The 14,939-nt window shown below is 70.7% G+C and carries 14 protein-coding genes; 4 read left to right on the plus strand and 10 right to left on the minus strand.

Annotated elements, in window-relative coordinates; translation table 11 throughout:
- Together ASD23_RS02080 and ASD23_RS02085 are read right to left on the minus strand one after the other, a co-directional pair.
- On the minus strand, window positions 1-1,593 hold the full coding sequence (locus ASD23_RS02080; RefSeq protein WP_082571109.1) for a sensor histidine kinase: 1,593 nt from the start codon (window positions 1,591-1,593) through the stop codon (window positions 1-3).
- A complete protein-coding gene (locus ASD23_RS02085) occupies window positions 1,590-2,339 on the minus strand; it encodes a response regulator transcription factor (RefSeq protein ID WP_056005608.1) in 750 nt (249 codons plus the stop codon). Before ASD23_RS02085 ends, ASD23_RS02080 begins: the two co-directional genes overlap by 4 nt.
- 202 nt (window positions 2,340-2,541) lie before the next feature.
- Between ASD23_RS02085 and ASD23_RS02090 the strand changes: the two genes are divergently transcribed.
- The 4 genes from ASD23_RS02090 to ASD23_RS02105 all read left to right on the plus strand — a co-directional run bounded on the left by ASD23_RS02090 (window position 2,542) and on the right by ASD23_RS02105 (window position 6,295).
- Window positions 2,542-4,044, plus strand: a complete 1,503-nt coding sequence (locus ASD23_RS02090; protein ID WP_056005611.1) for an ABC transporter permease — start codon at window positions 2,542-2,544, stop codon at window positions 4,042-4,044.
- Window positions 4,045-4,069: 25 nt separating this feature from the next.
- Window positions 4,070-4,738 carry an ABC transporter ATP-binding protein gene (locus tag ASD23_RS02095; RefSeq protein WP_056005614.1) on the plus strand — a complete coding sequence of 223 codons (669 nt, stop codon included), beginning with the start codon at window positions 4,070-4,072 and terminating at the stop codon, window positions 4,736-4,738.
- Window positions 4,739-4,831: 93 nt separating this feature from the next.
- On the plus strand, window positions 4,832-5,530 hold the full coding sequence (locus ASD23_RS02100) for an amidase domain-containing protein (RefSeq protein ID WP_056005617.1): 699 nt from the start codon (window positions 4,832-4,834) through the stop codon (window positions 5,528-5,530).
- Window positions 5,531-5,578: 48 nt separating this feature from the next.
- Window positions 5,579-6,295, plus strand: a complete 717-nt coding sequence (locus ASD23_RS02105; protein WP_082571111.1) for an amidase domain-containing protein — start codon at window positions 5,579-5,581, stop codon at window positions 6,293-6,295.
- Here the strand turns inward: ASD23_RS02105 and ASD23_RS02110 are convergent.
- From ASD23_RS02110 to ASD23_RS02145, 8 genes are all read right to left on the minus strand, one after another.
- A complete protein-coding gene (locus ASD23_RS02110; RefSeq protein ID WP_082571112.1) occupies window positions 6,274-6,726 on the minus strand; it encodes a DUF1294 domain-containing protein in 453 nt (150 codons plus the stop codon). The two genes, ASD23_RS02105 and ASD23_RS02110, sit on opposite strands and share 22 nt — an antisense overlap.
- A gap of 22 nt (window positions 6,727-6,748) precedes the next feature.
- The gene (locus tag ASD23_RS02115) at window positions 6,749-7,798 is read right to left on the minus strand and encodes a sugar phosphate isomerase/epimerase family protein (protein WP_056005623.1); all 1,050 of its coding nucleotides are present in this window, start codon (window positions 7,796-7,798) and stop codon (window positions 6,749-6,751) included.
- Window positions 7,795-8,664 carry a sugar phosphate isomerase/epimerase family protein gene (locus tag ASD23_RS02120; protein WP_056005626.1) on the minus strand — a complete coding sequence of 290 codons (870 nt, stop codon included), beginning with the start codon at window positions 8,662-8,664 and terminating at the stop codon, window positions 7,795-7,797. Before ASD23_RS02120 ends, ASD23_RS02115 begins: the two co-directional genes overlap by 4 nt.
- Before the next feature lie 97 nt (window positions 8,665-8,761).
- A complete protein-coding gene (locus ASD23_RS02125; protein ID WP_442854315.1) occupies window positions 8,762-9,937 on the minus strand; it encodes a substrate-binding domain-containing protein in 1,176 nt (391 codons plus the stop codon).
- Window positions 9,938-9,966: 29 nt separating this feature from the next.
- Window positions 9,967-11,139: an ABC transporter permease gene (locus tag ASD23_RS02130; protein ID WP_082571113.1), complete on the minus strand. Its 1,173-nt coding sequence runs from the start codon at window positions 11,137-11,139 to the stop codon at window positions 9,967-9,969.
- The gene (locus ASD23_RS02135) at window positions 11,136-12,218 is read right to left on the minus strand and encodes an ABC transporter permease (RefSeq protein WP_056005634.1); all 1,083 of its coding nucleotides are present in this window, start codon (window positions 12,216-12,218) and stop codon (window positions 11,136-11,138) included. Before ASD23_RS02135 ends, ASD23_RS02130 begins: the two co-directional genes overlap by 4 nt.
- Window positions 12,215-13,813, minus strand: a complete 1,599-nt coding sequence (locus ASD23_RS02140) for a sugar ABC transporter ATP-binding protein (RefSeq protein WP_056005637.1) — start codon at window positions 13,811-13,813, stop codon at window positions 12,215-12,217. The genes ASD23_RS02135 and ASD23_RS02140 overlap by 4 nt, the downstream gene beginning before the upstream one ends.
- Complete coding sequence (locus ASD23_RS02145) at window positions 13,810-14,916, minus strand: Gfo/Idh/MocA family protein (protein WP_056007630.1); 1,107 nt, start codon at window positions 14,914-14,916, stop codon at window positions 13,810-13,812. The genes ASD23_RS02140 and ASD23_RS02145 overlap by 4 nt, the downstream gene beginning before the upstream one ends.
- Window positions 14,917-14,939 lie beyond the last annotated feature (23 nt).

Genomic DNA, 14,939 nt, shown 5'->3' on the forward strand with positions numbered 1-14,939 from the left:
CTATGCCGACGGGGCGAGCGGCAGCGCGACGACGAAGGCGGTACGGCCCGGCTCGCTCGACACCGACACGTCACCGTGGTGCGCCTCGACCACGGCTTTCACGATCGCGAGTCCGAGGCCGGTGCTGCCGGCGATGCGCGATCGCGACGAGTCACCCCTGGCGAAGCGCTCGAAGAGCGAGTCGGCGAGCGCGGGCGCGATGCCGGGGCCGTCGTCCTCGACCGTCAGCACCACGTCGTCGCCGCGGTGTTCGAGCGAGGCCACGACCGAGGTGCCGTCGGGCGTGTGCACGCGCGCGTTCGCGAGCAGGTTCGTCACGACCTGCCGCAGGCGCGGCTCGTCGCCGACGACGACGGCCGCGGCATCCGGAAGCCGCACCTCCCAGTCGTGACCGGGGCCGGCGGCCTGCGCGTCGCCGACGGCTTCGACGACGACCCGGCTGAGGTCGACCGGCAGGGCCGCCAGCTCGCGCCCCTCGTCGAGCCGTGCAAGGAGCAGCAGGTCCTCGACGAGTTCGGTCATGCGCACCGACTCGGATTCGATGCGGCCGATCGCGTGCACGACGTCGGGCGGCAGTTCGCCGCCGTGCAGCCTGGTCAGCTCGGCGTAGCCTCGGATCGACGCGAGCGGGGTGCGCAGTTCGTGGCTCGCGTCGGCGACGAACCGGCGCACCTTCTGCTCGCTCTCCTCGCGAGCGGACAGGGCGGATGCCACGTGCCCGAGCATGCGGTTGAAGGCGCCGCCGAGGCGCCCGACCTCGGTGCGCTCGTCGTCGACGGGAACGCGTTCGGCGAGCGCGACGTCGCCGCGGTCGAGGGGAAGCTCGGAGACGCGCTGGGCGGTCGCCGTGACCTCCGCGAGCGGACTGAGCGCCCGCCGCACGACGACGGAGCCGAGCGCCAGGGCCAGTACGAGCCCCGATGCTGCGACGATCGCGACCGTGAGGGCGAGTTGGGCCGTCTGCGAGTTGACGTCGGCGAGCGGCAGCGCGAGCACTGATCGCACCTGCGGTTGCGTCTGCACGGCGAGCGCGCGGTACTCCCCCATGCCGCCCGCCGTGATGCTGTGCGGCCGTCCGTCGGGCGGCACGGCCGCGAAGGCCTGCGTCGCCGCAGCGCTCGGTTCGAGCAGTTCCCCGGTCTCCGAGATGTGGACGCCGACGACGGTGTCGCCGGCGACGAGCACGCCGACCGTGCCGACCGGCTGACCCGGCACCTGGAGGAACTCGAGCACGGTCGCCCTCGGGTCCGAGGGGAATCCCGGCGGAGCCACCTCCGTCGCCCGTGATGCCGTCGCGCGAAGGCTCGCGTCGAGGCGGTCGACCGAGGTCGAGTGGAAGACGAGCACCGTCACGACGCCGATCGCGGCGCTCACGGCGACGAGCAGGGCGGCGACGATGACGAGGAGTCGGCGGCGGAGCGTCCAGGGCCGCCGCGGACGCCGCGCGACCGTCGACGGCTCGCCGGCGACGTCCCCGAGATCGTCCCATTGGAACTCATCGGCCGCCGGTTCGACCGGATCGACCGCCGACGTCGCGCCGGTCGCGCTCGCCCGGGCGGACGCTGCGTAGCCGGGATCGCCGGGCCGTGTCATCCGGCGGCCTTCAGCATGTAGCCGGCACCGCGCACGGTGTGGATCATCGGCTCACGGCCCGCGTCGATCTTCTTGCGCAGGTACGAGATGTAGAGCTCGACGACCGACTCCTTGCCGCCGAAGTCGTAGCTCCAGACGCGATCGAGGATCTGCGCCTTCGAGAGCACGCGGCGGGGGTTGCGCATGAGGAAGCGCAGCAGCTCGAACTCGGTCGCGGTCAGCTCGATCGGCGTGCCGCCGCGGCTGACCTCGTAGGAGTCCTCGTCGAGGGTCAGGTCGCCGACGACGAGCACCGGGTCCTTCGCCTGTGCGAGCGTGAGCGTCGAGCGGCGGATGAGTCCGCGCAGGCGCGCCACGACCTCCTCGAGGCTGAAGGGCTTCGTGACGTAATCATCGCCGCCCGCGGTGAGCCCGGCGATGCGGTCGTCGAGCGAGTCCTTCGCGGTGAGGAAGAGCACGGGGGTCTCGGTGCCCTCCGCCCGCACGCGCGAGAGCACCTCGAGGCCGTCGATGTCGGGCAGCATGATGTCGAGCACGATGGCGTCGGGCCGGAACTCGCGGGCGATCCGCACCGCCGACTGGCCGTCGCTCGCGGTGCGCACGTCCCATCCCTCGTACTTGAGGGCCATCTTGAGCAGTTCGGTGAGCGAGTGCTCGTCGTCGACCACGAGCACGCGCACCATCGAGCCGTCGCCCTTCGCGATGGCGGGGGCGCGGTGCGGGTTGGCCGGGGCGTTCGTGCTCATACCTCCAGTATCCGCGTCGAACTATGCGTTCCCTATGACTTCGTCGAGTGGATGCTGCGTGGCGCCGTCGAGCGAGCGGGGATGGTCGGGCCGGGGTCGCATTGGCGGCGCACAGGCTCGCCATCGCGCTTCCACAGCCCCCGCTCCTACCGTCTCGATCGACGCTCGCTCCGAACGTCTCCCCCGACCCCGAGGACCACCAATGTTCTTCACCTATCTCCGGCGCGAACTCGCCGGGCGCCGCAGGCAGACCGCGATCATCGCGATCGGCATGGCGCTCGCGATCGCGCTCGTCATGATCGTGAATTCGGTCTCCACCGGTGTGCGCGACGCCCAGGCCTCCGTACTCGAATCCGTCTACGGCGTCGCCACCGACCTCACGGTGTCGCAGAGTCCGACACCGCCCGCGGAGGGCGAGGCCGGCGGCCCACGATTCGAATTCGGCGCCGAAGCGGGCACCACGACCGACGGCTCGACCGAGATCAGCCAGTCGCGACTCTCCGCCGGGTTCGGCTCGAGCACCTTCGACGACGATGCGCTGGCGTCGGTCGAGGGACTCGACGGCGTCGCCGCGGCATCCGCCACCCTCTCGCTCATGAACACGACGTTCAACGGCGAGCTGCCGGACTTCCAGCAGTCGACGCAGGGAACCGACCAGCCGCCCGCCGACGGCGAGCAACCCGCAGCACCGCCGCAGGGCGGCTTCGACGGAGCGGGCGGCAGCGCCTTCGACGTCGACAGCTTCACCGTGCTCGGCCTCGACCCGGCGTCGGCAGCGGTCGGCCCCCTCTCGGCGGTCGAGCTGGCCGACGGTCGAGGGCTCGAGGCATCCGACAACGGTGAGACCATCGCCGTGCTCGACGCGGGCTATGCCACGAGCGCCGAGCTCGCCGTGGGCGACACGATCGACGTCGGAGGTACGGAGTTCGAGATCGTCGGCACCGTCTCGTCGACCTCGGCCGATGCCGCGACCGCCGCGAACGTCTACATCCCGCTCAACCTCGCCCAGTCGATCTCGGGCGAGGAGGGTATGGTCTCCAGCATCTCGGTGCAGGCCGAGTCCGCCGACGGCATCGAGGCCCTGCAGGCCGAGATCGAGGAGGCGCTGCCGGATGCCACGGTGTCGACGCAGTCCGACCTCGCCGCCTCCGTCTCGGGCTCGCTCGCGAGCGCGTCGAGCCTCATCTCGAACCTCGGGCTCTGGGTCTCGCTCGCGGTGCTCGTCGCCGCGTTCCTCATCGCGATCCTCTTCACGATCCAGGGCGTGACCCGCCGCACCCGCGAGTTCGGAACGCTGAAGGCCATCGGCTGGTCGAACGGCCGCATCGTCGGCCAGGTCACCGGTGAGTCGCTCGTGCAGGGCCTCATCGGCGGAGCCGGAGGCCTCGTGCTCGGCCTCGCCGGGATCTGGGCCGTGAACCTGATCGCCCCGACGATCGGCGGCAGCGCCGGCTCCGAGGTGGTCGCCGGCGGCGCCGGTGGCCGCGAGATGGTCATGCAGGCCGGCGGTCCCGGCGGCGGCTTCGGCGACGCCGTGCAATCGGCCGCGTCATCCGCCGAGGTCGTGCTGCAGGCGCCCGTGACCGTCGGCGTCATCGTGATCGCCATCGGCCTCGCGATCGCCGGCGGTCTCGTCGCCGGGGCGTTCGGCGGATGGCGTGCCGCGAGACTCCGCCCGGCCGAAGCGCTCCGCAGCGTCGCCTGACACCCACCCCACGAAAGGAACCAGCATGTACACGCTCGAACACGTGTCGAAGACCTACTCGCAGTCCAAGCGCCGCGTCACCGCCCTGCAGGACGTCTCCCTGACGATCCCCAAGGGGCAGCTCGTCGCGATCCAGGGGCCGACCGGCGGGGGCAAGTCGACGCTCCTGCAGATGCTCGGAGCCCTCGACCGGCCGAGCAGCGGCCGCGTCTCGCTCGGCGAGGCGGAGCTCTCGCACATTCCGGATCGCAGGCTCACCGGCATCCGGGCGAAGGAGATCGGGTTCGTCTTCCAGGGCTTCAACCTGATCCCCACGCTCACCGCGCTCGAGAACGTCGAGACGGCCCTCGAACCGCTCGGCGTGCCCGCCGAGGAGCGGCGACGCCGGGCGGCCGGTGCGCTCGAATCGGTGGGACTCGGCGACCGCGGCGCCCACGTGCCGAGCGAGCTGTCGGGCGGTCAGCAGCAGCGCGTGGCGATCGCCCGCGCCCTCGTGAAGGAACCCGAGGTGCTGCTCGCCGACGAACCGACCGGCAACCTCGACGAGCAGACGCGCGACGACATCATGGACCTGCTCGAGGGGCTCTGGCGCGACCGCGGGCTCACGCTCATCGTCGTGACGCACGATTCCGCGGTCGCCAAGCGCGCCGAGCGCCGTCTCCTCATCAGGAACGGCGCCGTCACCGAGCGCTGACCGCGCGGCACGACAGAACAGCGGATGCCGCCGTGCCGCTGTGCGACGCCCGTGGGTGCGCGGGGCAGCGGCACAGCGCTTACGGTGGAGGAGATGAGCACGACGCCCCAACGCCCCGCCCCCGCGACCTACCTGCGGCGGCGTCTCGTCGTGGGCGGTGCGGCAATCGTCGTCGTCGCGCTCGTCGTCTGGCTGATCGTCTGGCTCGTCGCGGCCGCCATCGCCGCGGCAGCACCCAAGGGCCCGGGATCGCAGGGCGGCGACGGCAGCCACCCGAATGCGGCGGCCCTCGAACTCGATCCCGAACTGCCGGCGCCGGTGCTGCGCCAGCTCGAGTACGTGCGCGACCGATGGGATGCCGACTCGAGCGAGCGCTACGGGGTCCTCGGCGTCGACGACTGCGTGAACTTCACCTCCCAGTCCCTCATCGAGCGCGGCTGGGAGGTCGACGAGGAGTGGTGGTATTCCGAGGACGGCGACGCCTACGCGCACTCCGCGGCCTGGCGTTCGTCGACGATCTTCAGTGACTACCTCGCTGCCCACCCCGAGCGGGCCACGGCGCTCTCGGACGCGCAGCGCGCGGAGGTGAAGCCCGGGGACATCGTGCAGTTCGACTGGGACGACTCCGGCGATCGCGACCACACCGCCGTCGTCACCGCGGTCCGCGAAGGCGACGACGGGGAGATCGACGTGTACTACGGCGGCCACACGGATGCCACGTGGGACCGCTCGGTCGACGACCATCCGAAGCATCCCGAGACGAAGGTGTACTACTGGAGCGTCGCCGGCTGACCCTCCGCTGTGCGGGTTCGCTCAGGTGGGCTTCATACGCTGGAATCGATGTCCCCCTCTGAACAGTCCCCCGTCTCCCGCCGCCGCGGCGTGCTCGCCCTCGCCGCCGTCGCCGGCGTCGTCCTCGTCGCCGGCGGTGCCGCCGTCGCGTGGTCGGCCGTCCAGCAGGGCGACGGCACCGCGTCGAACGGGGTCTCCGATACCGTCTCCGGTGCGAGCGGCGCGGGGCGCGAGGCATCCGATGTCGAAAGCGGGGTCGCCGACTTCTCGGCCTACTCCGACGGCGTCGCCGCCCAGCTCGCCTACGCGTTCGAGCACTGGGACGACACCGAGAGCGACACCTTCGGCTACCTCGACGACAACGACTGCGTGAACTTCACGAGCCAGTCCCTGCTCGCCAGGGGCTGGGCCGAAGACGACGAGTGGTGGTACGACGAGTCGGGCGACGCCTACGGCCACGCCGACGCGTGGATCAGCTCGACGGCCATGCGCGACTACCTCGAGGAGCACCCCGAGCGGGCGACCGCCCTCACCGACGACGAACGCGCATCGGTGAAGGTCGGCGACGTCGTGCAGTTCGACTGGGACGACTCGGGCGACCGCGACCACACCGGCATCGTGACCTCGGTCGAGACGGAACCCGACGGGTCGATCACGATCCTCTACGCGGGCCACACCGACCCGACGTGGGACCGCTCGGTCGACTGGGCGATCACCGAGCTGCACCCCGGCGGCGTCGCGTACTACTGGAGCATCCCCGAGTAGTCGAGGTCGGGCAGGCGCAGGCCCGCCTGCAGCAGGCCGATGAACGCGGCGAGCACGAGCACGTTGACCACGACGGTGAGCCAGAACGCACGGCGGAAGCTGCGCTTGCGCGTCTTGTGCCGGAAGAGCTGCTGGGCGACGAGAGCGCCCGGCCAGCCGCCGACGAACCCCGTCATGAGCAGCGCCGACTCCGAGGTGCGCGGCGCACCGCGCCTCGCCGCTCGCTTGTCGAGGCCGTACGCCACGAAGGCGACGAGGCTCACCGCGCCGTACCACGCCGGGATCCACCAGGGCAGGCCGGCGGCCACGACGGCGACGGCGAGCGCAGCGGCGAAGACCACCAGCACCGTCCAGCTCAGCGCCGACGGCAGCGGCCGCGAGAGGTCGCGGTCGGGGCGCGGGGCACGGGTCGGGTTCGGAGCGGTTCGCACAGGGCCGATCGTACGGGTTCGGCTACTGATTGGAGAACGCCGCGTCGAACGAGGCGGTCGGCTTCGGCCAGAGCAGCGAACGGATGAATCCGACGGCCTCGGCCGCGCCGTGCAGGCGATCCATGCCCGCGTCCTCCCACTCGACCGAGATCGGTCCGGCGTAGCCGATCGCGTCGAGCGCGCGGAACGAGTCCTCCCACGGCACGTCGCCGTGCCCCGTCGAGACGAAGTCCCAGCCGCGCCGCGGGTCGCCCCACGGCAGGTGCGAGCCGAGCACGCCCGCGCGACCGTTCTGGGGGCGCATCCGCGTGTCCTTGCAGTCGACGTGGTAGATGCGGTCCTTGAAGTCCCAGATGAAGCCGACGGGGTCGATGTTCTGCCACATCATGTGCGACGGGTCCCAGTTGAACCCGAACGCCTCGCGGTGCCCGATCGCCTCGAGCGTGCGCACCGAGCTCCAGTAGTCGTACGCGATCTCCGACGGGTGCACCTCGTGCGCGAACCGCACGCCCTCGGCGTCGAAGACGTCGAGGATCGGGTTCCATCGGGCCGCGAAGTCCTCGAAGCCGGCGTCGATCACCGACGCGGGCACGGGCGGGAACATCGCGACGTAGGGCCAGATCGACGAGCCGGTGAACCCCACGACGGTGTCGACGCCGAGCGCCCTGGCGACCCGCGCCGAGCGCTTCATGTCGTCGGCGGCACGCCGCCGCACCCCTTCGGCGTCGCCGTCGCCCCAGGTGTACGGCCGCAGGATCGCCTCGTGGCGGAAGTCGATGGGGGCGTCACACACGGCCTGCCCGGTGAGGTGGTTCGAGATCGCGAAGACCTGCAGGCCGTGGCGGTCGAGGATCTCGCGGCGCTCGTCGAGGTAGCCGGGCTCCTCTTCGGCGCGCTTCAGGTCGAGGTGATCGCCCGAGCAGGCGATCTCGAGCCCGTCGTACCCCCACTCGGCGGCGAGGCGTGCGACCTCCGCGAACGGCAGGTCGGCCCACTGGCCCGTGAAGAGGGTGACGGGGCGGGTGGCGGATGCCGCGGCATCCGTCTCGTTCGAGTGCCGGCCGTCGGTCATGCTCGCTCCCGTTCGTCTTGGAGGGCGGTCAGGTAGCGGATGCTCCGTGCCGCGAGTTCGTCCTGCGAGGCCGCGAGCGGTCGCCAGACCGAGGCGGCGACCGCGATCGTGTCGTTGTCGCCTGTGAAGGACTCTAGGCCGAGCGGGCCCGAGTAGCCGACATCGTCGAGGGCGTCGAGGAAGGCCGGCCAGTCGATGTGGTCGTCGCCTACCGCGCCGCGGTCGTTGCCGCAGACCTGCACGTAGGCGAGGTGCTCCCCGGCGAGGCGGATGGCGTCGCCGACGCGCTTCTCCTCGATGTTCAGGTGATAGCTGTCGAGCGCGAGCCCGAGGCCGGGGCCGAGCAGCGGACCGAGCGCCTCGAGGGCCTGCTCGACGGTGTTGACGAGGCTCGTCTCGTAGCGGTTGAGCGGCTCGATCGCGAGGCGGATGCCGCTGCGCTCCGCTGCCCGAACGACCGGGCCGAGGCTGTCCTGCAGCTCGCGGTACCGGGCCGCGCGTTCCTCGGCGTCCATGCGCCAGGTGCGCCCTGTCTCAGACGTGAACGGGCCGGCGACCACGCGGGAGCCGAGTCGTTCGGCGACGCCGAGGCAGTGCACGAGGTAGTTCTGGGTGGCGACGATCTCGGAGCCGGGTGCCGCGATGAGGTTGCGCCCCGGTCCCATCGCGCCGACCACCACGGGGGCGAGTCGGTGTTCGCGGAGCACGTCGGCCGCGGCATCCGGCGACCAGTCGCCCGGTGTCTCGACCGGCAGTTCGATCGATCCGAAGCCCATGCCCGCTGCCTTCGCGGCGATCTCGGCGAGCGAGTCGTCGTCGAGCGGCGAGGTCCAGACCCACGTGTTGACGCCGATGATGCGGCGCATGCTGCCTCCTTGCGAGCGGGGGATGGAAAGACTGCGGTCGGGCGGCGCCGGTCTCCCGCCACCGCCCGACCAGGTTAGGCCGTCACACGATCACCCCTTACGGGATGATGCGGTCCTGCCAGACCTGCGGGTAGCCCGGCAGGTCTTCGCCGCCGAACTTCGCGTAGTGGCCGTCGGGCATGCCCTCGTTCGCCTCGAGGTACTGGTCGACCTCTTCAGCGGTGATCGGGGACTGCGGGAGCACCCACTCCTTGGGGATCTCCTCGCCGGCGAAGATCTTCTGCGCGGCGAGCAGCGGGGTACGCCACTGGAAGTTCGAGTACACCGGTGCAAGACCCGTGAGACCCGTCTCCTTCCACTTGCGCAGGAAGCTCATCTCGTCCTCACCCGTCATGACGGGGTAGTCGACACCGGCGTCCTCGAACGCCTCGATGGCGGCGACGGCGCCGTCACCGGCGTCCATCCAGATGCCGTCGACATCGCCCTTGGCGAGCTCGTCGGAGATGATCTTCTTGATCTCGGCGGGGTCGGCTCCAGTGAAGTAGTCGACGGCCTCGATGTCGTTCTCGCCGAAGAGCTTCTCGGCCGCGGCCCAGCGCTGTTCGAGCACGTCCACGCCGGGGAGCACCCGGAGCGCGACGACCTTCGAACCCGGCTCGAGCTCCTCGATGAGGAATTCAGCCGTGTCGATGCCCCACGCGAATCCACCGATGGGGTGGACGAACGTGACCGGGCAGTCGGTCTGCACGCCGCGGTCGAAGACCACGACGGGCTTGCCGGTGTCGCACGCACGCTCGACGGCCGGAGTCATGGCCGCCGTGGAGTTCGGCGAGATGAGGAAGATGTCGCAGCCGCCCTCCTCGATGAAGTAGTCGATGTCGGCGATCTGCGTGTCATCGGAGTCCTGCGCGTCGCGGGTCTCCATCTCGGAGATGACGCCGGCGTCCTGCAGCACCTTCAGCTGCTGGTTCATCGTGATCCAGCCGGTCGTGCGCCACGGGTTGGAGATCGAGGCGTTCGCGAAGCACGCCTTCTTCGCTCCCGTGGACGCGTAGGCCGACGTGTCGGTCATCTCCGCGTTGATGTACTGCAGCCACGGCTGCCCCTCGGGCCCTTCGGGCACGACGGACCGTTCTGCGTACTGCTTGTCGTAGAGCTCCTGGTCGAACCACTCGACCGCTTCCTCCGTGGCTCCGGCGTCTTCCGACGGCGCGGCCACGTTGGGGTCGGTGGTACAGCCTGCCAGTGCGATCAGCGCGAGAGCGCCGACCATGGCGGATGCCACTGTATACCTGCGTCGCATCACGAACCTCCCTTGGTTTCGTTGTCAGCCCTCTGCGTCGAGGGAATGGGTGCAGGGCGAGCGGATGCCGCGGCATCCTGCTCCTCCGCCGGTGCCGGCGAAGTCTGGGTCGCAGGATCCGATGACGGATCCGGCGAAATCTGGGGGGTCGGCGCCTCGAGGGCGCGGCCCTTGCGGCGGGCGCGGAGCGTGGTGGCCGAGTACGCGACGGCGAGGATGATGATGGCGCCCTGCACCGCGTCGCGATAGGTCGACGGCACCCCGGCGAAGTTCAACAGCGTGAAGAGCGCCTCGAGGGCGAACGCACCGGCCGCCGCCGCGACGACCCAGCCGCGGCCGCCGCCGAGCACGACGCCGCCGAGCACGACCGCGGTGATCGCGGTGAACTCGTAGCCGCGGCCGACGCTCGGGTGCACGCCGGCGTAGCCGACGAGCAGCACGCCCGCCACGGTCGCCGAGAGCGAGGAGATGATGAACGTCGAGGTCTTCACCCACCAGTTGCGAGTGCCCGAGTAGCGGGCCGTCGTCGGGTTGTCGCCGAGGGCGATGATCGTGCGCCCGAACGGGCGGCGCCCGAACCAGATCGCGAGGGCGAGGACGACCACGAGCACGACGACCGACCAGGGCAGGATGTCGATGACGGGCAGGTCCCGGATGCCGCCGCGCCCGATCTCGCGGAAGCCGTCGGCGGGGTTGCCCGTCGCCGCACCGCCGGTCCAGTAGAGGATGGCTCCGAGCAGTGCGAGCATCATGCCGAGAGTGACGATGAAGCTCGGCACCTTGAGCATGGTGACGATGAGGCCGTTGATGAGGCCGATGATCGCGCCGAACACGAGCATCAGCAGCAGCACGGGCAGGGACTTCGACTCGTCCTGGCCGATGAGGTTGCCGGCGATCACGACCTGCGCCGTGACGACGGAGCCCATGGAGAGGTCGAACTCGCCGCCGACGATGACGAAGTACTGGCCGATCGCGACGATCGCGACGGGAGCGACGCGCTGCACGAACCGGATGAACTGCGACGGCTCGGCGAACGACGGGTTCAGCAACGTGATCGCGATGAGCAGCACGATGAGCAGCAGGAAGACGGCGCCGCGGGGGCTGATGAGCGTGCGTCCGAAACCGGCGAGACGCTGGCCGACGGTGGGCTGCGGGGTGGTCACGGCGCTCATGCCGATGCCTCCTTCTCGTGAGCGACGGCGGGCGGCGGGGCGCTCCGGTCCGCGGGTCTGTCGGGCGCGGCGGCACCGCTGCCGAAGCGCGGGCGCCTGCGGTCGAGCGAGCGGCTCGTGTAGACGGCGACGGCGGCGACGATGACGACACCGCGCACGACGTCCTTCAGGAAGGGGTTCACCTGCATGACGCTCATCACGTTGTCGACCACCGCGAAGATCGCGACGCCGCCGATGGTGCCCCAGATGGATCCGCGGCCGCCCATGAGCAGGGTGCCGCCGAGCACGACCGCGGCGATCGAGAGCAGGTCGTAGCCGCCCTGGATTCCCACGGTGGGGCTTCCGACGCCGAGCCGGCTCGCGAGCAGGAGGCCGGCGAACGCGGCGGTGATCGAGCACAGCATGTGGGCGACGATGACGGGGCGAGCGGTGCGGATGCCCGAGAGGCGGGCGACCTGCTCGTTGCCGCCGACGGCGAACATGTGGTTGCCGACCCGGGTGCGGGCGAGGAAGAAGGCGCCGATCACGGCCACCGCGAGCATCAGGAGGGTCGACACCGGCACGGGCCCGACGCCGGTAGCGCCGATGAGCTGGAACTCCCACGGCACCTCGCCGCTCGTGCCCTTGTAGTTGGAGTCGAGATAGCCCTTGATGATGAGCCCGGTGCCGAGCGTCGCGATGAAACCGTTGACCTTGAGCTTGGTGACGATGAGGCCGTTCGCGAGGCCGATCAGGCCAGCGACGACGACCACGGTCACCACGGCGAGCGGGATGTTCGCCGGGTTCCCGGCCATCAGGTCGGCGGCGATCAGGCTCGAGAGGCTGATCACGTACGGCACCGACAGGTCGAGCGAGGCGCAGAGGATCACGAGTGTCTGGCCGATCGCGACGAAGCCGAGCACGCTCATGCCGGTGAGGATGTCGCGGATGTTGCCGGCACTGAAGAAGTTGCGCCCGACGCTCGCGACGAGGATGGCGCCGATGATGATCACGCCGACGAGGGCGATGCCGACGATGAGGCTCGCGTCGAGACGGCGACGGCGGCCTCGGCGAACGGATGGCGCGGTTGCGGTGCTCATCGTCCTGCCTCCTCTTCCGAATTGTTCGCTGAGCCTGTCGAAGCGTCGCCGATGCCCGCGCCGCCGACCTTGAGCGTTCCGGTCGCGGCCGAGAGGATCGTCGCCTCGTCGCTGCGAGCGGGCAGTTCGGCCGAGGCCCGGCCGTCGTGCATGACGATGATGCGGTCGGACATGCCGATCACCTCCGGCAGTTCCGAGGAGATCATGAGGATGGCGACCCCTTCCTTCGCGAGCCGGCGCATGAGGGTGTAGACGGCGACCTTCGCGCCGACGTCGATGCCTCGGGTCGGCTCGTCGAGCAGCACGACGCGGGGCTTGGTGGCGAGCCACTTCGCGAGCACGACCTTCTGCTGGTTGCCGCCGGAGAGGTACTGCACCTCTTGGTCGACGCCCTGCGAGGCCACCTCGAGCGAGGAGAGCACCCCGGGCAGTTCGCGTCGCGACTCGCTCGTGCGCCGCGCGAAGACGGAGCGGATGACGAGGAGGGCGTTGTCGGCGATCGACTGGTTGAGCGCGAGCCCCTGGGCCTTGCGGTCCTCGGTGATGAGCGCGACACCGGCCTTCACGGCCTGTCGCGCCGAGGTCATGTGCACCGGCCGGCCGTCGAGCCGGAGCTCGCCTCGCGTGAACGGGTCGATGCCGAAGAGCGCCTCGACGAGCTCGGTGCGCCCGGAGCCCTGGAGGCCCGCGATGCCGACGATCTCACCGGCGCGCAGCTCGAGGTCGATGTCGTCGACGTAGGCGTTGCCCGCGCCGCGCAGCTCGAGCCGCGGCTCCCCCACGACCGTGCCCTCCTCCGCCGCCGGGAAGTAGGCGGAGATCGGTCGGCCGACCATGCGGCGCACGAGCTCGTCGGTGTCGAGCTCGTCGGCCGGCCCGCTCGAGACGAGCGCGCCGTCCTTCAGCACGCTGATCGTGTCGCAGAGGTCGAAGATCTCCTTCAGCCGGTGCGAGACGTAGACGATCGCGACACCGCGCTCCGAGAGCCGGCGGACGATCGTGTAGAGCAGTTCGACCTCGTGGTCGGCGAGGGCGGCCGTCGGCTCGTCCATCTGGATCACCCGGGCGTCGACCGAGAGGGCCTTCACGATCTCGACGATCTGCTGCTCGGCGACGGTGAGCGTGCGCACCGGGGCATCCGCGTCGATGGAGTCGATGCCGAGGTCGGCGAGCAGCGTGCGCGTCTCGGCGAGCATGGCCTTCTTGTCGACGAACCCCGCGCGGCGCGGCTCGCGGCCGAGGAAGACGTTCTGGGCGACGGTGCGCTCGGGGAGGAGGTTGAACTCCTGGAAGACGGTCGCGAGCCCGGCGTGCGCGGCCTGGACGGGGTGGCTGAACGCCACCTCGGTGCCGCCGAGCGTGATGGTGCCGCCGTCGCGCTCGTAGACGCCGGCGAGGATCTTCATGAAGGTCGACTTGCCCGCGCCGTTCTCGCCGACGAGCCCGTGCACCTCGCCCGGGTGGAGCGTGAGCCCGACCCCGCGCAGGACGGTCACGCCGAAAAACGACTTCTCGAGGCCGGTGGCGACGAGCACCGGCTCGCCGTCGAGCACGGCACCGCGGCCGGCGACGGCCTGCGATTGTTGCGCGTTCATGCGGGCACCTCCACCCAGTTGCCGCTCGCCGCTGAGGCGAGCACTGCCTCGGTCACGCGCACCGCGCGCAACCCGTCTTCGAATCGGGGTAGCCCCTCGGGCGACTGCCCCTCGATCGCGGCATACGCGTCGGCCACGAAGGCGTTGAACGCGTCCTGATAGCCCATCGGGTGCCCGGCGGGCACGATCGAGAGTCGGGCGGCGTCGTGGGCGAGCCGCGCGGGGTCGCGTTCGATGATGCTCGAGGCGTCGGTGCGCCCGAGCCAGAGGGTGTCGGGCCGCTCCTGCTCGAAGCGCACGCTCGCGTCGGTGCCGGCGAGCTCGATCGAGAGCGCGTTCTTGCGCCCCGGGGCGACCTGCGACACGAGGAGCGTGCCGACGGCGCCCGACGCGAGCTCGACGACGACGGCGACGAGGTCTTCGGTCGCGATGTCGTCGTGCATGGCCCGCGCCTCGTACACCGTGCGCGTCGAGGCGTTCAGTCGGGTGATGCGCTCGCCCGAGACGAACTCGAGCAGGTCGACGAGGTGCGATCCGATGTCGGCGAACGCCCGCGACGGGCCGCCGAGCGCGGCGTCGACGCGCCAGTCGTCGTCGCGGGGAGCCGCGAGCCAGTCCTGCAGGTAGGCGCCCTGCACGCTGAGGAGGCGCCCGGTCTCGCCGCGGGCGACTCGGGCCCGCGCCTCGCGCGCCATGGGGTGGAACCGGTAGACGAAGGGCACGGCCGCCACGAGACCGAGTTCCGCGGCGAGCGCGGCGAGGTCTGCAGCATCCGTCGCCGAGGTCGCGAGCGGCTTCTCGCAGATCACGTGCTTGCCCGCCTCGAGGGCGGCGCGGGCGATCTCCGCGTGCGTGGTGTTGGGCGTGCAGACATGCACGACGTCGATGTCAGGGGCTGCGAGGAGATCGCCGAGGGAGTCGAAGGCGGTGGCGAATCCGAGGCGTTGCGCTGCGTCGCGAGCACGGTTCGCCGAGGAGGACGCACCGCCCGTGAGCTCGGCCCTGGCGGCGCGAGCTGCCCGAGAATGAACTGTGGCCATGAATCCGCCGCCGACGAAGCCGGCACGTATCGTGCGGGCTGGGGCGATGACGTCCGTTGTCATGGTCGACATGCTGACACACTTCC

It is taken from the genome of Agromyces sp. Root1464, assembly GCF_001427265.1.
GTDB lineage: Bacteria > Actinomycetota > Actinomycetes > Actinomycetales > Microbacteriaceae > Agromyces > Agromyces fucosus.